Consider the following 18,641-nt stretch of genomic DNA (forward strand, 5'->3'; position numbering starts at 1 on the left):
CCGGGCGGGTGGCGCAGGTAACGGTGGCTCCCTTGCCGGGGTCATGACATCGGAACGGAAGGTGCAAGATGGCTGGAAAGATGAAGGCTGCGGTTGTGCGGGAATTCGGCAAGCCGCTGACGATCGAGGAACTGGACATTCCGCAGATCAACTCCAACCAGATCCTGGTCAAGGTCGATGCCTGCGGTGTCTGCCACACCGACCTGCACGCCGCCCGCGGTGACTGGCCCACCAAGCCCAATCCCCCCTTCATTCCGGGGCATGAGGGGATCGGCCACGTGGTCGAGGTCGGCAGCAACGTCAGCTGGATCAAGACCGGGGACGTGGTGGGCGTGCCCTGGCTGTATTCGGCCTGCGGGCATTGCGAACACTGTCTGGGCGGGTGGGAAACCCTGTGTGAAAAACAGGAAGACACCGGCTATTCCGTTAATGGCTGCTTTGCCGAATACGTGGTGGCTGACCCCAATTACGTCGCCCACCTGCCGAAAGACATCGACCCGATCAAGACCGCTCCCGTACTGTGCGCGGGACTGACGGTGTACAAGGGCCTGAAGATGACTGACACGCGCGCGGGGGAATGGGTTGCCATTTCCGGCGCGGGCGGCCTTGGGCAGATGGCCATCCAGTATGCCGTGGCCATGGGCCTGAACGTGGCGGCGGTCGATATCAGCGATGAAAAGCTGGAAGAAGCCCGCAAGCTGGGCGCGCGCGTGACCGTCAATGCGCTGAAGCAGGACCCTGTCGCCTATATCCGTGAACAGACCGGGGGCACCCATGGCGTGCTGGTTACCGCCGTGTCGGACAAGGCGTTCAGCCAGGCGGTGGGTTACGCGCGGCGCGGGGGCACGGTGGTGCTGAACGGCCTGCCGCCCGGTGACTTCCCGCTGTCCATCTTTGACATGGTGATGAACGGCACGACCGTGCGCGGGTCCATTGTCGGCACGCGTCTGGACATGATCGAAGCCATGTCCTTCTTTACTGATGGCAAGGTGACAACGGTGGTCACGCCCGACAGGCTGGAAAACATCAACACCATTTTCGACAACCTTCAGCATGGCCGCGTCGAAGGGCGCATCGTGCTGGATTTCCGCAACGGGGCCTGAAACGGCGACGGCCGTCACCCTGATGTCCTGTCAGGGTGAGGCATCGTGCGGGGCGTGAACGGGGGACGTATCCCGTCACGTTCTGTCGCGGCAGGGGCGTGCATATGCCGCCCTGTCGTGCTTGCGCGATTGCCGTGCTGGGCAGGGACCTGTCTGGCGTATAATGGAAAGCTGTTGTGTATTGAGGTAAAAGAGTGCCGAGGCGGGACAGTAATGTTTTGGGCAGATTGATTATTTTACTGTCGGGTTCCGGCTTCAGGTCGAAAATTTTATTTTTGGTGGATTGAATTCCGTTATCCCGGCCATTTCGGGTTCAGACATTTCCGTAAATTCGAGTAGATTGCGCCCGTCCGGCATGTTCAGGTTCCGGTACGCGTAATCCTGTCACCTGAACCGTATTCTTATTATTCTGGTCAGGTTCCTATTGAGTATGACGTAGGCGAAAACGTCTTTCGCCACGATGCTCCCCGCCACGGCCACTGCGGCGTCGTGAAGTACGACGTTCCTTTTGACCGGGACTTCCGCGCCGCTTCAGCAGTCATTCCCGATGACAGTTCTGCCACGGTCAGGATCGTACGGCAGGCTATTCCGGTCTTTTTCATGGGAATATGCCAGATCGTGGCCAAAACCATCGGTAACAACCGGACCGGACGTGACAAAATTCACGGGATGGGATTGGTTGAAAACGCCAGATTTATGGACGATGGATGAATACCTACCCACGGCAATATCTGCGTAAATTTTTAAAAAGAAAGAAGGAAAGGCACCGCGCTGGAAAGTGTGTCGTGCCTGAATCGGGAATGGATTTCTATCCCGGCGGCTTTATTCAGGAAACGCAGATATATCCATTTATTTTCAGCGTTTGGATGGTTATCATCGGATGTATTTATTAAATTTGTATTTATAATATTCACACAGTTACCAATATATATTTTCAATATAACTTCTTAAAATTTAATATATGAAAAATATTTCATCATTATCTATCATGGCCGAATGAAATGACCTGAAGAAACTTCGGCTTCGCGGTCGCGTTATTTATACTGGATAGGGCATGCGCGGCCACGTCGGCATGTCGATAATGCAGAAACTGAAAGACAGGTAAGGGTATCATGAAAAAAACGGTGATTCTGGCAGGGCTGTGCGCAACCGGGCTGAACGTGGCAATGCTGGCGCCCGCGCTGGCGGATTCCTGCGACGGTGTGACGGATCATGCGGAATGTGAAGTGCGCCTGAAATCCCATGAAACCAGCAGCGAGACCCGTGAAAAGGCCCATGAAGCCCATGAAAAGGCGGCCGAGAAAACCGACAGCGCCAAGGACTGGGGCGACCGGACCGGGAAGAAACTGGATAACTGGGGTCATAAGACCAAGGGCGACATGAGCCAGTTCTTCACCGGGCATCGCTAAAAGGCTGTTTCGGGCGACCGGATGACTGAAAAGGAACGGAGGGTTCTGGATGCAGCCTTTCTGCGGGGAGGCTGCATCCGCTGAAACCCGTCGGAGAAAGCGTCTTCCGAACCGTCTGCATTCAGGCGCCGGGACGCCCTGTCGGACCGGCCCGGTCGTTGTCCACACCCGCATCGGGGGGCGAACGGGATACAATATCCCCACAGGACAAAAGGGGCGACACCTGATGGTGCCGCCCCCTTTTCGCGTTATGACACCATGCGATCAGGAATGGTGGTGATCGCCCGCCTCATGCTCGCGCCAGCCTGCTTCCAGCGTGTGCAGGAAGGTCTTGAAATGCTTCTTCACTTCATCAGGGGAAGCTTTTTCCATCACTTCCTTTTTCGCGGCCGTCAGGGTGGCGGCTGCGTGGATCAGGGCGGCGTGGATGATGTCTGTCGGTTCTTTGGCCATGGTGGCACTCTCCCATCGGGTTGATGGGCAAAGGATGGAAGATGCCATCGCGACTGGCAACCGGTGGACCTGCATGACTGCCGCCGCGTTTCCCCCCTTGAAACCACGCCGGAACGAAACGGGGGGAACCCCGGGCGGAATCCGCCGTTGAAAGGCTTCAACATGAACGTGATGGGATAAGATATGTTTTTCAGGCGTACCGCTTTGGCCCTTGCCACCACAACCGTCCTGGCCCTGCCGTTTGCAGCACATGCGGAACCGGGTGGCTGCGTGAAGGGAGCCGTCGCCGGTGGCGTGGCAGGGCATTTTATTGGCAGTGGCCATGGCAAGGGCGGTGCAGCGGCAGGATGTGCCGCCGGCATGGCGCGTCGCCACCATGCGCGCAAGGAAGCGCGTGAAAACCAGCAGCAGGACAGCGCCCCGCCCGAAGGGGGCACGCAGCCTTCGCCGCCGCCCGCGCCCAACGGCAACGTGCAGTAATCACCTATGCCGCCACCGTCAGGGCACGGACCTGACGGTGGACGCGCCCATGGCGCGTGCGAAGCACATGGTCAGCATGTTGTGCGGATCGGGGTTTATGCCCACGAAAATGATGTCCTTGCGCACATAAAGCAGCTTGTGTCGTGGCCCCATCGTAACGCGGGGCAGGATAACCGGCTGGTCACGCGCCACCTGTTCGCGCGTGCTGGCCACCCAGTCATGGCTTATGCGCGCCAGCCGCGTCAGGTCGGGCACCACGATCGCCATGTGCATGACCACCAGCCCGGCACAGCCCGACGCCATGACCATGCTGAAGGACCGTCCGATGGGGCAGGTGAACAGCAGGCAGGCCAGATAGCACACCAGCAGCACGCTGGCGGGGAACGACACCCGCGCGGCCAGCACCTCACGCGGGAACATGAGCAGCAGCGCCATATAGGCCAGCGCCAGCCCCGCAAACCATATCCCGCGTCCTGCACGCAGGCACGCGGGACAGGAAACCTGTCGCCGCCCCAGAAACAGGCCGATGCCGATCAATGCCACAAATGGTAGCCAGAACAGGTCAAACAGGCTGCCCAGATTGCCCAGCAGCCCGTCCAGCCGGTCCACAGGCGGGCTGGGCACCATGGTGCGTTGACGGACATAGTTGCCCGGCGCGATACCCAGCACCAGCGTGCCCAAGGCATGACTGCACACCAGCGGCCATGGTACCCGCTGTCCCCGCTGCCATGCGCGTACCGCCGCGCCCGCCAGTACCAGTGTCAGCAGCAGTGAAAGCGGTTCAAGGAACGTGGCGATCAGGAATACGGCCACATACTGCGCCATGTTCATGTCCGTGCGGCGGGACAGGACCCGCGCCAGCAGCCACATTTCCCCCGTCACGGGCCACAGGTAGCCAATGGACCCGGTTTTCCATAATGCGACCTCGGCAATGGTACGCGGCAGCCACCACAGCATGAGGAACACCAGCACGTGCTGCGCCACGCCGTCGCGCCAGCGCGCAGGGGCGGGCTGTCCCGCCACCGCACGGCACATATGCACCACCACATGGACCAGAAAGGTGAAGATCCCGGCATTCACCACCGCGAAGACGGCAAGTGACCCATAGGGCCGCAGATCCAGCACCACGAATGTGACCAGCGTGGTGAACCACCGCCCCGTCCAGAAATTGTAATTGCCCCAGACAATGCGCACGATGGTGGCGGGGTTGAACGGCATGGTGCGGCAGTAATCATCCGCCCATAGCGGCGTGACCCAGTTGGCCCACAGCAGGAATGCAAAGCACAGGGCCAGACCCAGTCGTTCGCCGGGTTCGGTGCGGGGGGAAATGTGCATGGGCGGTTTCATTGGATACAGGGGTCCCTTGCGGTCCGGGTTTCCGTCATGCCGGGACGGGTCCTACGGAAAAATGATGGCGTCGGTTCCGGACCGTCCCGATAATTCGTCCATGGGGTGGGGTTGTATCATGGATCGGTTCGGCCGCATCGCCTATGAATTTGGCCTGACCGGCCCCGTCAATCATGATCATGCCGGAGATCAGGGGATAGAGCCACGTGTTACAGCCTGCCGATCAATCCGTCTCCTCCTCGCGCGGCGGCCTGGATGGGCCTGCCGTATCGCCGCCGCCATCGGGCAGCCATGGTCCGGCGGTGCGCGCGGCCCTGACCACGGCCAGCGCGGGGCTGCTGGTGGGGTTGGATACGGGCCTGATCGCGGAAGCACTGGGTTTTATCGGTCAGGATTTCCATGCTTCCGCCCGTGCGCAGGAATGGGTTGTCTCGGTGCTGATGGTGGGCGCGCTGCTGGGATCGGGCGGGGCGGGGGTGTTCTCAAGCCGCTTCGGCCGCAGGCTGGCGCTGGGCACGGCCACGCTGCTGATCGGGCTGGGGGCGCTTCTGTGCGCTACGGCGGGCCTGATCGGGCAGATCCTGCTGGGGCGGTTCCTGATCGGGATGGCCATTGGCATCTGCACGTTCACCGCGCCGCTGTATATTTCGGAACTGACCACGGGGCGCATGCGCGGCACCATGGTGTCCACCTTTTCCATGCTGCAGTCGGCGGGCATCCTGCTGGGATATCTGGCGGGGGGCATCCTGTCGGGGGGCGGCCACTGGCGGCTGATGGTGGGGCTGCCGGTCATCCCGGCGGCGCTGCTGTTCATGGGGTGCGCGTTCCTGCCGTCCAGCCCGTCATGGCTTGCGGCGAAAGGACGGTTCGAGGAGGCACGCAGGGTCCTGCGCAGCCTGCGCGGAGATGAACTGACGGCGGACCGGGAGCTGGACAACATCCGCCGTGAACTGGGGGCGGGCAGGCCGGTCGGGGGCTTTGCGCTGTTGCGGACCAGACCGTTTTTCCGGCGCTCCGTCGCCCTTGGCATCGGGCTGCAGGTCATGCAGCAACTGACCGGCATCAATGTTGTGATGTATTACGCGCCCAAGATTCTGGAAGGCGCGCATTTCGGCACCTCCGCCGCCGCATGGGCCACTGTCATGGTGGGGGCGGTCAATGCGGTTGTGGGCGTGCTGGCCATTTTCATGGTCTCGCGCTGGGGGCGCAGGCCACTGCTGGTGACAAGCTGCGTCATCATGGCGGTCGCGCTGGCGGCTGCGGGCGTGATCGAGGGGATGCACCTGCAGGGTATGGGCGCGGTACTTTCGCTGGTGGCGGCCCTGCTGGTGTTCGTGGCGGGCTTTGGCATGGGCGCGGGGCCGCTGGTATGGACCCTGTGTTCGGAAATCCAGCCGATCGAGGGGCGGGATTTTGGCGTTGCATGTTCGACCCTGGCCAACTGGGGCATGGACTGGGCGGTTAGCAACACGTTCCTCAGCATCGTGGCGGTCGCGGGGGCAGGGTGGACTTTTGCCGGGTTCAGCGTGATGAACGTGGTGTTCGTGCTGTTTACGCTGGCGCTGGTGCCCGAAACCCGCGACGTGCCGCTGGATGTGATTGAGCAGCATCTGGAAGCCGGTCGCCCCCTGCGTGAGATCGGACGCTAGGGCGCGTCCGCACATAAACCGTACGCCGGATGGGCAATGGTCCCGGCTGTCCTGCCGCCACGCTGGAGGCGACGGGAATGCCGAATGGCCGCGTCATGTCATGCAGGGATATGAAATGGGGCCGAACGGTCGTGCGCATGTGCGCCGCCGTCCGGAAATGGCATGACGCGTTCAGGGCAGGGGCGCTACGGTCGGGTGTTTACGCCGGTCGCGTCGATGTTCGGCCGCGTCGATCTGAAATACAGCTTGCCCATGTATCTGGTGAGTCGGGATTTCGAATCTCTGAAAAACGCCTTTGGGGTTTCCTGCAGTTTCCTACGTCGGTTTGTGTCCAGTATTCCAAGCAGGATGAAAATGTATGTCTTGAGGATGATACCGTGCGGAATTATCAATCCTTTCCCATCTTCTTCCTCGTTGATCAATTCAACCTTGGCTATCGCGATATCTTTGGAGAAAAGGAATTCATAATTAACTTTTTCATTGTTTTTGATGATTCTCTTCCACAGGCTGTACGGTATGCATATGGAATGAATAAAATCATCCGTTTCCAAGTCGTTATATTTTTTGAAATAAGTCTGTATTTCGCCAGGGCCGCCGATCACAAAGTTATCGGCTAGAACGCCGATTGATTCCTTTATGGATGTCCGGTCATCGTGATAGTCCAGTGTCAATTCCGGGAAGAACTTTTTAAATACAGTGAAAGACAGGTGCTGCTCCACCGCGTACCTGCTGAAGAATGTTCTTTCCCTAAGGCCGGTGGATTTCTGGTATGGATTTCTTTCGTAATATGTTGCGTCCATTATATTATATGGCGGTACATCCCATAGGCAGCGAACGTCTTCGGTCAGACCGAAATGGAACCAGTCGCTATAATGGAAAGGCAGGGATTCAAACGTATAGGGATTGAGCGTAAAGAATTCGGAAATCAGGACGCGCTGTTTCAGCGCTGCGAAACGGTGCCGTGGAAGTGCATGGTTTTTAATGTAAAAATCAATAAATGTGTCATCAATGAACAGGATATCATTTCGTGTTCTTAGAACATATTCCGTGCCGACATGATCCAGCCCTGCTTTTGCCGCTTCGATCTGCAGGTTGCAGTGATTGTTCCCGATTCCTTGTTTGACCGGGGGCATGGAAACCGCCGCACCGGACAGGGTGATCACGTCACAGCATTCTGCAATCAGTTCCAGGGCATCATAAAACAGGCCGTTATCCCTGTATTTCTTGACCAGGCGCGGATCGGAGATAATGCCGGGACCGTCGAACATGACGATATCCGTCTGGGATATCGCGAAAATGATCCTGCACGAACTGAATATCTTTCTCCAGCCTGATATGATCCGGGCTGTCTGAATGATGTTGCGTTTGTTCAGAGGGCCCTGAACAACAATAGAAAGGGAATCTGTAATATCTTTCTTGTTCGGCAATTTACTGATCATTACGCGCCTATGATTCGGTATAATTATGATGGTTTTTTTATAATATACGAAAATTGCGGGACGAAACTACCCGCGGCATCAATCGCGAACTTGCCGTTCGTGGCGGGACTGCAAGACATATCCAGTCTGCCCCGCATATGGGGTTGTCGTGTATCGTGTGTCCGGCCATGCTGACGAATGGCATCTCCTTTGAATATATCTTAGCTCAGTCATTCATGATGTATCACCTAAACAATTCCGTCGCAGTCAGTGCAGTGGCCGGTTTATGTCCTGTGGTGGCAGGCCTGCCCCATAACGTCTGGCAGGCCCCCTAAAAGCAGGGCATCAATTGCCCCTTTACCATGCAATTTTGGTGTCACTGGTGACTTCGGACGGGTTAGCAGGGACCGTTCTGGCAACAAGATTATCCCCGTCTTGGGTAAAACCGCACTTTTCCAGATAGTTTTCACAATAAAAATTACGGCCGGTTGGTGCGAAGGAGCCCATCACTGTGGGGTGAGACCGCAGGATGTGCTGCGCTAGGACATGCATGGATGCATATTCGGAACACAGGCCAAATACGCGGCATGACAGGATGGACTGGATGATCCGGTTCCCCTGAACCAGGTGTAACCCGATCAGGCCATTATCCGTTTCCTTGTCGCGCAGGAACACGCAGAATATGTATCCATCGCGTGCAAACAGCGCCTTGATGTCTTCCAGTGACCAGCGTTGCCCGGTGGTGTTGAACTGGTTGGTCTTGTTTAGCAGTTCGAAGGCTCGGGCGAAATTCTGGTCTTTTTCCGAACGGACCACGGCATAACGCTGCTGGATCTGCAGCGAACGAAGCCATTCCTCGCGGCTCATTTTCTGCTGGGTCTGGTCCCGCTTGATCTTGGCGCGCAGGGTTTGGGTGCGTTGCTGGGATTCCATGCTGACCTGCACCACCTGTGTACAGGGGGAGAAAATGATCGCACGCCGCCAGTCCATATGTTCCTCGCTCAGGAACCGCAGGTCAGGGATAACGGACCGGACTTCATCAATCTCGCGCGGGTTGTCATCTACGAACAGGACATTGGCAGGCAGAAGGTTCACCTCGTCCAGTATTTCCGTAATGTTTTCGGATTTCGGCTGGAAATTGATCCTGACCGAAATAAAGTCCTCCAGTTTTAGCCGACCTCGCCAGACGCGGTCGAATTCGGCACGGGCCAGTTCCGGATCATTCTTGCTGCATATCGCCAGTAGTCCGCCCCGGGCCTTGTAGATCAGCAGGGCTTCGGCAAGCCCTGTCGGCCAGTAATCGGTGCGTTCATAGGGTGAGCGGTCACCATCTGCCAGCACGCCACGCCACATGGTGTCATCGAGGTCCATGATGATCAGTTTGATGGGTGCTGCCGCGTTTATAATGGCAAGGTTATCGCGAATGGCGTTGAAAACGCAGTGCCCATACACGCCATACTGGCCGTCTGTGTCATATATCCTGGAGAGCGGCGTGCTTGTACGGATACGCTTGGCGTCATCCTCGAATGCTGTATCGAACATGTTCGATGCATGGGAAATTTCGCGCGCGTAGTCATCCTGTATCCGAAAACGTCCCATTGAATTCAGGATATCGTTTACATCCAGAAGGAAGGTATTGGGATAGGTCCGAATGATCCGTTCCATTTCCGCATTTAGCCGCATGACAAGATATTGCGGGTTTGACAGATCGAAACGGGGAAAAAGCGCGCCCATAAAATTCTGGCGCGGTTCCCAAAATGACAGGAAAAATGTTGGTTTACCGTCAAGGAGATCGGAAATAGACCCAATGAAATCTGAAATGTATTCGACACAGTATTTTAGATAGGCTTCATGATCACTTTCGGTTTTCAGGCGCGGCCAGAATATTTCATTCCCAAAACCATCGAAGGGCACGGCCCCTGCGGCCATGACCGAACGGAGCGGAAGGCCAATAACGTTGACCTCTGCCGCTTCATGATTGATTTCCGACAGGGGCGGGGAAAAATGCGTCTGCCGACTTTCATCAACGCACATCGCAACATGAATGACATCATGCCCATGCTCGATGGCATAATTGATTATGGGTAAAAGCGAGCAGGGCCCAAAAAACGCGACACTGAGTTTCTTGTCCATATCAGGCCCAAGCTTGAGAAAGGGGAAGCCTTTCATCCCATTGGAAGATACTCGATCCAGTTTATTGGGAATATCAATTACTTTCTTTAATTTTTTGAATATCTGCGTAAACATTAAAATGCCCTTATGTTACAATCTGATCACTTTGCATTTTGTTACATAAAAAAACGTAATGATGCAATAAACGAGGCATTTTACTGGATTGTCTTGTTCGGCTGACTATTACGGACCGTCCACTTCACAAAACGGCCTGGCGTCATCCGCAGGTTGCTGATCCCACCATGTCCGGAATCCTAGAAACCTCGCATCGGCCCGCGGCTGTAATACAGCAGCATGGAACCCACCGCAGCCATGTGCGTGCCGGCACCCAGAACGACCATCACATGCCATAATGCGTTGGAAAAGGGCATGTTCTCACGCATGTAGAATATGACGCCGGTACAGTAGAACACCAGTCCCAGAATGATCAGGGAAAACACCCGCGCGGGCAGGGCCCACACCGTCGGGTCGGGACACAGGAAGAATACCCACGCCACACACAGATAGGGCATCACATGATACCGCCGCGACCATGTGAAGAAACACATCTTGGCCACGACACCTGTCCCGGCCATGGTCCATAACAGGGCGCAGAACCACACACTACCCATACCGTGTCCACCCAGCAGGATGAAGGGGGTATAGCTTGCGGCGATGGCGATGAAGATCACCGACTGGTCAATGCGCTGCAACCCGCCCTTGAGCCAGCATGACGGACAGAAATTATAGGCCGCCGAGGACAGGCATGTCGCCAGGATCGACCCGCAGTACAGCAGCGTCACCCCGGATTCCAGTCCTGAATGCGACATCATGGCGGTATGCAAAAGCCACAGCACGCCATACCCCAACCCCACCACGCCCATGACATGGACAAGCAGGTCAGCCGCCCGTTCGGACAGGGAATAGATGGGAAAACGCGTGCGGGTATTCATGGCGGCGGAAAATACTCCTTATTTTTCCGCAGGTCCGGTCTCGTATAATGAATAAGTCTGTTTCCATATATGCAAAAAAAATCATGCATGCGTGAGGCATCCCGCATGATGGGCGCAAGACCGCCTGCTGAATAAAAATCTGATAAAAATAGAAGTTTTTGGAGGCTGTATTTTCCGAACCGGCGGCATGTCCTGAAACGCCTCTGGAAGAAGTCCTGTCGGAAACGTTTCAGGCCGTGCACGCAGATGGGCCGGGTCATACGGGGGCATAGGCGCCTGCCGCATGTCCCGGCCCCGGTCTTCAGCGGGCCGTGCGTTCGCCCGTGACGTGGCTGCACAGGGTCTTGATTTCCTCCGCCGTGATGCCTTCGGGGTTGTGCTGGGCCTTCCTGGCGATTTCATGCTCGGCCTCGGTGGCGCGGCCGTGTTCCTTGGCGACGTGCTGGCCCAGGGAGATGACCTCTTCCTTCGTCAGCAGCTTGGGTTCCTTCAGGCCCCTGTCCGCCAGCTTGTGCATGTGTTCGCGTGCGGCGGCTGTGGGTTTGTCGGTCATGATCGGGCAATCCTGTCTGAATGATGCGCGGTATGCGCGTGACGGGATGATATAACGTATGACAGGGCAGGAAAACCAATAGGGTACACATGCCCTTGCGTCATATTTCACATATCTGGTCCGCCGCCCCGCGACGTAAAAGGGAGACGGCACAGAGAGGGAGACACATGCCAGACCCCATCCATTGCGCCCCCGACAGCGCGCTTGCCCGCCTTGCCCCGACCATGGCGCTGACGGGCCAGCAGGAGGCGCTGAAGGCGGAGGTCCTGGCCTTCTGTCGCGCGCACCGGGCGGATGATCATGCCCTGTTCGTGATTGAAGGCGATGCGGGCACGGGCAAGAGCCTGCTGCTGAATACCCTGTTCACCGCCATACAGCAGGCGGCGCGGGGGCGTGACGGCCACGACCCGCTGCATGGCACCCGCAACTGGCTGTTGGTCAACCACCCGGAAATGATCAAGCTGTACCGCAATATTTCCGAATCCCGGACCTGCCTGCGCAAGAAGGATTTCGAACGTCCGACCACCTTCATCAACCAGATGTCGGCCCGCCATGATCGTGCCGACATCGTGCTGGTGGATGAGGCGCACCTGCTGCTGACCCGCAGCGATCCCTATAACCGTTTCCGGCAGGATAACCAGCTGGCGGAAATCATCCGCCACGCACATGTCGTGGTCATCATATTCGATGCGTATCAGGTGCTGAAGTTCAAGAGCCTGTGGAACGACGCCACCCTGCGCCGTCTGGTCGCGGGTTATCCGGTGGTGACCCGCAGGCTGGACCAGCAGTTCCGCGTGCATGCCCATGCGGATGTCATGACGTGGATCCATGCCCTGCGTGACGGCAGGCTGCTGCCCCTGCCAGCCCCACAACCGTTTGACTTCCGTATCTTTGATGACGCGCAGGCCATGTATGACGCCATAAGGCAGCGCAACGCGCAGTGCGGGATGTGTCGCATGCTGGCCACGTATGATTATCCCTATACCCTGAACGGGCATGACCATTTCATTACGGAGGGGCGTTTTCACCTGCGCTGGGACCGCGCCATGCCACAGGCGCGCCTGCCATGGGCGGAACGGCCCGATACGATTGATGAAGTCGGTTCGGTCTATACCATCCAGGGGTTCGACCTGAATTACGCGGGCGTGATCCTTGGCCCGTCCGTCGGCTATGATCCGGCTGCCGACCGGATCGTGATCGACCCGTCACGGTACGAGGACAGGGCCGCGTTTACCGGGCGCGACGGGGTGGAAAACCCGCAGGCGGTGATGGAACGGATCATCCTCAATTCCATCAACGTCCTCATGACGCGGGGTGTGCGGGGGCTATATATCTATGCCAGTGACCCGCGCCTGCATGCCCGGCTGGCGGCGTTGTGGCGCGCCCGGCAGGATGCACCGGCAGTCACGTCCTGACCGGAACGGTTGCCTGCGTAACCGGTCGGTTACAGGACAGGTTGTCATAACGCCGGACATGTGGATGGCCGCGTCTTCATATCCGGGATGAAGGCGGCCTGTTGTGACAGGTGTCCGGGCGGATACAGGAAAAGCCGCCTTTCGCGGGAAGAGGCGGCATCCGGAACCTTCTGTTATTTCCTGGTTTTTCAGCCGCGCTGGCCAAGGCGCTGCAGGTAGGGCAGGATTTCAGGGCCGGATTCAATGGCATGGCCCAGAACGGTTTCGACCAGTGTCGCCAGATGCCCGGCATCCATGCCCGCCAGCGTTACGCTCAGGTCATGCTTCTGGGCATCGGACAGGCCCGGCGTCTGGATGATGCGCCGTTCAATGGCTGCCTTCATGGCGTCCGTGGTGAAGGGCATGTCGATGATCTGGTCTTTGCTCATGGCCGTTATTCCTGAATGGATAAGATAAGGCGGCCATCGTACGGGTTGCCGGTTTTCCGGCAACCTCCCTGTGCGCGATGCGGTTATGCGTTCGTCATCATGCGGGGTGTATCATGTGGAATGCGTGGAGCGTTCATCCCTGCTCGGGCTGATCCGTTGTCATGCGGTGCAGGCGGGCGGTCTGGGAAAAGCCGCGCATTTCCTGCGCGATGCCCTGACGTTCCAGCCGCCGCAGCCCGGTGGCGTAGCCGATTTCCTGTTTCAGTTGGCCAAGCAGCATGTTGGTGCGACCGGTAAGCATCGTCTTGAAACGATCCATGGCTGATCTCTCGTTCAGGATAAGGAATGCTGCGTCATACGCATGACAGACAACAGCATGATGCATATGCAGGTGCAACAGTTAATGCATGTCTGACTAACATTTAATGCATGAGACGCCAGCTCGGCGCATGCTGCCCCGACATCATCCGGGGCGAAGCGCGTGGCTGACCATGTGGTTCCCTGTCAATGTTTTCAGGGGCGGATACCGGCCTGATCGGTGAAGATGGCATCAGGGCAGGCGAGGGCGTGTCGCCAGTCAAGGTCGATGATGGATGGCGGAATTAATTCGGTAATATCTGCCCTTTGCCATGGGGGCAGGGGAAGGATGGCTGTTTTTCCTGCTACATCGACAACGGCATGAAATCATGTAGGCAGCCCGCCACGGGACTGCCCGATGGTCCTGACCTGTCCCCTTATTTCATGGATACCGGCATTATGCTGGTGCGTCCGGACAGTCGTGCTGTCGATTATCCCATATTCATTGGCGGGATCAGCAGCCTGACTTCGGAAAATCCGCTCGATCACGCCATTTTCGCCCCAGCGGCGCAGTCGCGGAACCGGGGCGGCAGATCATGGCAGGGAATGCCTGCGTGCTAATTGACGATCTCCCTGTTTCCCTTCCCGGCAGCAATGCTGGATATCAGTCAATGATTGCTCATGAAGCAGGACCGTATGGGGAACTGTATCTGCCCTGCTGCCGTCATGACGGGGGCCATAGGCGGCAGGAGGCTGGAACGCCGCCATGCGGGGCTGACCCTGACCTGCGTGGGGGGAGGGCCATAAACTTCCCCCTCCATCCCGATTTCTGGTAGTGCGGATGGCATGTCCGCAACCATGCAGGAAGCCACCATGCCGACAACCGTTCTTTATTCCCCCGATGATGTGCGCAGGCTGCTTGCGGCTGGCGACGCGGTCGTGATCGATGTGCGCGACCGGAAGGATTTTGACGCAGGCCACATACCCGGCGCGGTCAGCATGCCCGACATCTTCACCTATCTGGCAGAAACCACGCAGGATGGGCTGCACACGCTGCAGCAGACCTTCGCCAGCCTGTTCGCCGATTACGGGCTGGATGGCAAAAAGACCGCCATCGTTTACGAAGATGCCCTGCACACGCGCTATGGCGCGTCATGCCGGGGGTACTGGATCCTCAGCTATCTCGGCTATCCATCCGTTGGTATCCTTGATGGCGGGCTGAGCGCATGGCGCAGGGGCGGCGGGACGCTGACGACCGAAACCGTCACCCCCGCGCGCACCACGTTCCCGCTGCAGATCAATGCCGCCCTCATGGCCACGTATGAGGACGTGCGCGCGGCGCTGGGGTCGCCCACGGTCCGGTTGCTGGACAACCGCGACCGGGTGGAATGGCTGGCGGAGAGTTCGTCCCCTTACGGTGTTGATTTCGCCCCGCGCAAGGGGCGTATACCGGGAGCCGTGTGGATCGAGTGGTATGACTTCATGACAGTCACCGACAACCATGCCGCCTTCCGCAATGCGGAGGACATCCGCGCCCTTGCCGCCAGCCGTGGGCTGCGGCCGGATGATGACATCATCATCTACTGTTTCAAGGGCGCGCGCGCGGCCAATACCTATGTCGCGCTGGCATCCGCCGGGTTCAGCCGCCTGCGGATCTATATGGGATCGTGGAACGAATGGTCCCGCAACCCGGCCCTGCCGATCGAGGACGGCCTGCCCAAGGCTGCCGCCCCGTATCGCGGGTGATGCCAGACCGGATGGGGAAGGGGGACATGATCCTTCAGCCCCATCCGGACGCAGGCGCATGGTCGTGATCCCTACGGTTTCTCCGGCTCATCAGGGGCAAGGGTGAACAGGTCCTCCACCATGACCCCCAGGCTGCGGGCAAGGGTCAGGGCCAGGCCGACGGATGGCATGAAAACGCTGTTTTCCACGGTATTGATCGTTTTGCGTGATACCCCGACCCGCTCCGCCAGGGCCGCCTGTGTCAGTCCCTGCGCCGTGCGACACGCCCTGAGGGAATTATGGACTTTCATCCGTCAGTTCGGCCCTGCGATTAAGATGCACAAGTATGGCATTGGGCACGATCAGCCCCGCTGCCAGCAGCATGGGCCCCGCATACAGCGCCAGTGGTGGTGCGACAACCTGCACGACCAGCAGCAGCGCCAGTGCCAGCAGCATCACGCCATAGCCGGTGCGTAGTGCCCGCATGCGGAAAAAGGCCTGCATTTCGTCATGTGGATCGTAAAACGGGCCGTCCCCCATGAACATCACATGACTGAACTCGACAAGGGCGAACAGGCCGAACAGACCGCATGCCAGTGGCAGGAAGCCGGGATTGCGCACCGGGTCCACCTGCCGCATCCAGACGGCCAACAGCACGATGGCAAGGGAGCCGAGCAGGAACGCCAGCCTCACCGGGAATGACATGCGCCTGACCTCGCCACGCTCCAGCGCGTGACGTGTTCGTGCCAGATCATCCGTCCAGCGCCGGTGCAGGATGATCCTGTCCCAGCCCATACGCAGCGCGATCAGCAGGCACAGGAAACACAGCCCCTCGGGCCATGTGCCATGCCGGGCCTCGAACACCTGCCAGCCAAACAGCCACCCGAAGGGCCGGTAAGCCTGAACCCAGGTGTAACCGCAGGCGACAAGGACCAGCCGGGCCCATTGCCAGGGGGTGAAGCCAGGGAATTTCCGTTTCAACGTCATGTCCGTCACCACGCGATATGTCACCTTAAGGTTACATATCGCCCTGACCGGGCCGGGTGCAAGCCAAATCGGGGGATGGGGCCGGTCGGGGTCTCGATTCAGGTCAGGGGTGGAATGCCGCCTGCGCCCAAGGTTATGACGTCAGGGTATTTTCCCTCATCCCGTGCGGAATTTCCTGTATCCAGATTCCACGCATGGGGCAAAGCTGGATGTTCCATCGAGTCACGGGGAGAATGAATTTGAAACATGTGCTTCTGCTGGCCGGCGTCCTGCTACTGGGTTCAGGCGCCAGTGCCTGCGCGGGAGCGGTTCCGGCAGGCCGGCCGCCCGTGGCCGCGCAGGCACTGATCTCGCATCTGCACATGGAAAAGATCCCCCATGAAGGGCCATGGTTCGTACAGACGCTGAAAAGTGGCGAGACGGCCGACGGCGGACCGGCCACGGGTGCGGCGGGCGAACGGCGGGCCTACAGTGCGATCTACCTGCTTCTGACGCACCAAGATTTTTCAGCCATGCACAGGCTGGCAACGGATGAGGTCTGGCATTTCTATGGGGGCGATCCGGCGACGCTACTGCTGCTTTACCCCGACGGGCATGGCGAGACCAGAGTCTGGGGCGGCAACGTTCTGGCCGGGGAGGAACCGCAGATCCTTGTGCCACGCGGCACATGGATGGGGGCCATGCCCAGGGGAACTGCGCGGACGGCCTATACCTTTGGCGGCAATACGCTTTCCCCCGGTTTCGATTATGCGGATTACGAGCAGGGCTATCGTGATGACCTGATTGCCCGTTACCCCGAATTTACCAGACAGATTACCGAACTGACACGACAGGATGCCCTGAGCAGGCCCGCAGACATGAAGACGGTCGGGACGCCACCGGCACCGGTGCAGCTTGAGGAACTGGTCGGCCGGACCGCGCCGCAACACTCGGACCGGATCAGTGGCTCGCGGTTTGTCATCTCTGCCGGACATGGCATGCCCCGCATGATGACCCGCAAGGGACATGAAGTCATGTTTGTCGTCAGCGGGCAGGGCAATGTTCAGGTCGGTCATGATGTCCGCCCCGTGACGGCGGGATCTGTCATCTATCTGCCGCCCCGGGTCCCGCACAGCATCAACGCCGTATCGACCCTTGTTTTCTATGTCGCCGCCGCACCGGCCTGGCGACAGTCGGATACGCAGGTTCTGAAACCATAATCCCGCCCCTGTCGCATGCCCGGCCGCGGCGTGCGGTCGGTTGATGCCGAGCGGTAGCAGGCCAGATTGGATGCTGCCGCTCGAAGCATGTTGCGATGCCTCCGAATGGCCTGGGATCGGTAGGGACGCATTTCATTTGTAAGGCGGGAAGTGACACTTGCGTGGAGTCCAGCAGTGCTCCCGTTCAGGGATGTCCGGTGTGAGCCCCGTTTTTCAGGCCGGCCGGGTAGTGAAGCGGCATCATAAACCCGATTGGAGATGAAGGCTTTCAGGACCGACTTCATCCCCAGGAGAATCTACTGCCGTGATGTCGGCTCCCTGTCTATGGGGCAGGCATGGCGTAGCGGCCTTTATAACTGCATGCATTTTCATGGTCAGTGCGCCATGGAGGTGTCCGCTGGACTGATTCATGTCCCTTTTTATGGGCACTCGCGCCATGTCCGCATGCGTGGACGATCATGTTACCGATCATCACGCGTGCATTGCCATGGTTGGCCGCCTCTTCCGCCGGGAAATCCGTTCGACGATGCCGGGTTTGCATTGGCGGCACGGCTGTTGGCGCATATTTCCCGGTCATCGGGATGCGTCGGCTGACCCACACCGGACTATCCGGAATGTTCATGCGATCCGCAATTCCCGGCCGTGGTCAATCGTGATGTCTGGAAAGCAGGCCATAGGCGTCGGGCACAAAGCGCCGCAACAAAGGCCACCCGTTATCGTTTAGAGCAGGATAGTGCTAAAACAGGGGATCGGAGAGTGCTAAAACAACTTGCGACAGGACCGGATGATGGCCCTGAAAAAGTCTAAAAATGTAAGGAAAATCAATCCTAACGCAGATGGTAGCGGTGGACGGATTTGAACCGCCGACCAAGGGATTATGATTTTCCTGTTTCCCAAATAATATCAATGAGGTTGGTCAGAAAATGCCCATAGATGGCGCACGGTAAAACCGCGAGTCATTCAAAGAGTGACTAACAGCCTGTCGGGTTGGGGTACCCTGTGAAGGGGTAAGGTTGTAAGGTGGTGAGATGAGCAGTTTCATCCCATTTGACCGGTCTCAGCCGTATCTTCTGC

The 18,641-nt window shown here is 58.3% G+C and carries 21 protein-coding genes; 11 read left to right on the top strand and 10 right to left on the bottom strand.

The genetic code is table 11. The features are described from left to right. Positions 1 to 68 precede the first annotated feature (68 nt). The 3 genes from adhP (at position 69) to CFR80_RS08640 (ending at position 2,512) form a co-directional block, all read left to right on the top strand. On the top strand, positions 69 to 1,103 hold the full coding sequence (adhP, locus tag CFR80_RS08635; RefSeq protein WP_010514275.1) for an alcohol dehydrogenase AdhP: 1,035 nt from the start codon (positions 69 to 71) through the stop codon (positions 1,101 to 1,103). 489 nt (positions 1,104 to 1,592) lie between these two features. Further along, positions 1,593 to 1,814: a hypothetical protein gene (locus tag CFR80_RS18880; RefSeq protein ID WP_010514276.1), complete on the top strand. Its 222-nt coding sequence runs from the start codon at positions 1,593 to 1,595 to the stop codon at positions 1,812 to 1,814. Between the two features lie 401 nt (positions 1,815 to 2,215). Next, entirely contained in the window at positions 2,216 to 2,512 is a 297-nt protein-coding gene (locus CFR80_RS08640; protein WP_010514278.1) for a hypothetical protein, read from the top strand. Positions 2,513 to 2,776: 264 nt separating this feature from the next. Here the strand turns inward: CFR80_RS08640 and CFR80_RS08645 are convergent, their stop codons facing one another. Further along, positions 2,777 to 2,965, bottom strand: a complete 189-nt coding sequence (locus CFR80_RS08645; protein WP_010514280.1) for a hypothetical protein — start codon at positions 2,963 to 2,965, stop codon at positions 2,777 to 2,779. Positions 2,966 to 3,148: 183 nt separating this feature from the next. On the opposite strand from CFR80_RS08645, the gene CFR80_RS08650 reads away from it, so the two are divergent. Next, the gene (locus CFR80_RS08650) at positions 3,149 to 3,445 is read left to right on the top strand and encodes a hypothetical protein (protein ID WP_010514281.1); all 297 of its coding nucleotides are present in this window, start codon (positions 3,149 to 3,151) and stop codon (positions 3,443 to 3,445) included. Between the two features lie 18 nt (positions 3,446 to 3,463). Here CFR80_RS08650 and CFR80_RS08655 read toward each other — a convergent pair whose 3' ends face one another. Continuing rightward, positions 3,464 to 4,780: a DUF6056 family protein gene (locus CFR80_RS08655; protein ID WP_258367751.1), complete on the bottom strand. Its 1,317-nt coding sequence runs from the start codon at positions 4,778 to 4,780 to the stop codon at positions 3,464 to 3,466. A 218-nt stretch (positions 4,781 to 4,998) separates the two neighbouring features. Between CFR80_RS08655 and CFR80_RS08660 the strand changes: the two genes are divergently transcribed. After that, the gene (locus CFR80_RS08660) at positions 4,999 to 6,441 is read left to right on the top strand and encodes a sugar porter family MFS transporter (RefSeq protein ID WP_010514283.1); all 1,443 of its coding nucleotides are present in this window, start codon (positions 4,999 to 5,001) and stop codon (positions 6,439 to 6,441) included. A gap of 185 nt (positions 6,442 to 6,626) precedes the next feature. Here the strand turns inward: CFR80_RS08660 and CFR80_RS08665 are convergent, their stop codons facing one another. Both CFR80_RS08665 and CFR80_RS08670 read right to left on the bottom strand, forming a co-directional pair. After that, positions 6,627 to 7,709 (bottom strand): WavE lipopolysaccharide synthesis family protein, encoded by a 1,083-nt coding sequence (locus CFR80_RS08665; RefSeq protein WP_110507240.1) that lies wholly within the window; start codon positions 7,707 to 7,709, stop codon positions 6,627 to 6,629. Positions 7,710 to 8,216: 507 nt separating this feature from the next. After that, positions 8,217 to 9,593: an HAD-IIIC family phosphatase gene (locus tag CFR80_RS08670; protein ID WP_232275680.1), complete on the bottom strand. Its 1,377-nt coding sequence runs from the start codon at positions 9,591 to 9,593 to the stop codon at positions 8,217 to 8,219. A gap of 117 nt (positions 9,594 to 9,710) precedes the next feature. On the opposite strand from CFR80_RS08670, the gene CFR80_RS19260 reads away from it, so the two are divergent. Beyond that, positions 9,711 to 9,947: a hypothetical protein gene (locus CFR80_RS19260; RefSeq protein WP_181418182.1), complete on the top strand. Its 237-nt coding sequence runs from the start codon at positions 9,711 to 9,713 to the stop codon at positions 9,945 to 9,947. Positions 9,948 to 10,285: 338 nt separating this feature from the next. On the opposite strand, the gene trhA is transcribed toward CFR80_RS19260, so the two are convergent. Together trhA and CFR80_RS08680 are read right to left on the bottom strand one after the other, a co-directional pair. Next, entirely contained in the window at positions 10,286 to 10,963 is a 678-nt protein-coding gene (gene trhA / locus CFR80_RS08675) for a PAQR family membrane homeostasis protein TrhA (RefSeq protein ID WP_010514286.1), read from the bottom strand. Positions 10,964 to 11,264: 301 nt separating this feature from the next. Then, positions 11,265 to 11,516 (bottom strand): hypothetical protein, encoded by a 252-nt coding sequence (locus CFR80_RS08680; protein WP_010514287.1) that lies wholly within the window; start codon positions 11,514 to 11,516, stop codon positions 11,265 to 11,267. A gap of 167 nt (positions 11,517 to 11,683) precedes the next feature. On the opposite strand from CFR80_RS08680, the gene CFR80_RS08685 reads away from it, so the two are divergent. After that, on the top strand, positions 11,684 to 12,931 hold the full coding sequence (locus CFR80_RS08685; protein WP_010514288.1) for a DUF2075 domain-containing protein: 1,248 nt from the start codon (positions 11,684 to 11,686) through the stop codon (positions 12,929 to 12,931). 188 nt (positions 12,932 to 13,119) lie between these two features. On the opposite strand, the gene CFR80_RS08690 is transcribed toward CFR80_RS08685, so the two are convergent. Together CFR80_RS08690 and CFR80_RS08695 are read right to left on the bottom strand one after the other, a co-directional pair. Next, entirely contained in the window at positions 13,120 to 13,359 is a 240-nt protein-coding gene (locus tag CFR80_RS08690) for a hypothetical protein (protein ID WP_010514290.1), read from the bottom strand. A gap of 133 nt (positions 13,360 to 13,492) precedes the next feature. Next, positions 13,493 to 13,660, bottom strand: a complete 168-nt coding sequence (locus CFR80_RS08695; RefSeq protein ID WP_232275682.1) for a CsbD family protein — start codon at positions 13,658 to 13,660, stop codon at positions 13,493 to 13,495. Positions 13,661 to 14,037: 377 nt separating this feature from the next. Between CFR80_RS08695 and CFR80_RS08700 the strand changes: the two genes are divergently transcribed. Genes CFR80_RS08700 through CFR80_RS08705 form a run of 3 tightly spaced genes read left to right on the top strand, consistent with a single transcriptional unit; the run spans position 14,038 to position 15,402 of the window. Continuing rightward, a complete protein-coding gene (locus tag CFR80_RS08700; protein ID WP_110507241.1) occupies positions 14,038 to 14,277 on the top strand; it encodes a hypothetical protein in 240 nt (79 codons plus the stop codon). Between the two features lie 60 nt (positions 14,278 to 14,337). Next, positions 14,338 to 14,463 (top strand): hypothetical protein, encoded by a 126-nt coding sequence (locus CFR80_RS19790; protein WP_258367752.1) that lies wholly within the window; start codon positions 14,338 to 14,340, stop codon positions 14,461 to 14,463. Between the two features lie 39 nt (positions 14,464 to 14,502). Then, positions 14,503 to 15,402, top strand: a complete 900-nt coding sequence (locus CFR80_RS08705; protein WP_010514294.1) for a sulfurtransferase — start codon at positions 14,503 to 14,505, stop codon at positions 15,400 to 15,402. Between the two features lie 71 nt (positions 15,403 to 15,473). Here the strand turns inward: CFR80_RS08705 and CFR80_RS08710 are convergent, their stop codons facing one another. Together CFR80_RS08710 and CFR80_RS08715 are read right to left on the bottom strand one after the other, a co-directional pair. Beyond that, positions 15,474 to 15,692 carry a helix-turn-helix transcriptional regulator gene (locus CFR80_RS08710; protein ID WP_010514295.1) on the bottom strand — a complete coding sequence of 73 codons (219 nt, stop codon included), beginning with the start codon at positions 15,690 to 15,692 and terminating at the stop codon, positions 15,474 to 15,476. Further along, positions 15,679 to 16,368: a hypothetical protein gene (locus CFR80_RS08715; RefSeq protein WP_146221621.1), complete on the bottom strand. Its 690-nt coding sequence runs from the start codon at positions 16,366 to 16,368 to the stop codon at positions 15,679 to 15,681. The genes CFR80_RS08710 and CFR80_RS08715 overlap by 14 nt, the downstream gene beginning before the upstream one ends. A 248-nt stretch (positions 16,369 to 16,616) precedes the next feature. On the opposite strand from CFR80_RS08715, the gene CFR80_RS08720 reads away from it, so the two are divergent. Then, positions 16,617 to 17,567 carry a cupin domain-containing protein gene (locus CFR80_RS08720; RefSeq protein ID WP_232275685.1) on the top strand — a complete coding sequence of 317 codons (951 nt, stop codon included), beginning with the start codon at positions 16,617 to 16,619 and terminating at the stop codon, positions 17,565 to 17,567. Positions 17,568 to 18,641 lie beyond the last annotated feature (1,074 nt).

The sequence above is a fragment of the Komagataeibacter oboediens genome (assembly GCF_003207815.1).
Classification (GTDB): domain Bacteria; phylum Pseudomonadota; class Alphaproteobacteria; order Acetobacterales; family Acetobacteraceae; genus Komagataeibacter; species Komagataeibacter oboediens.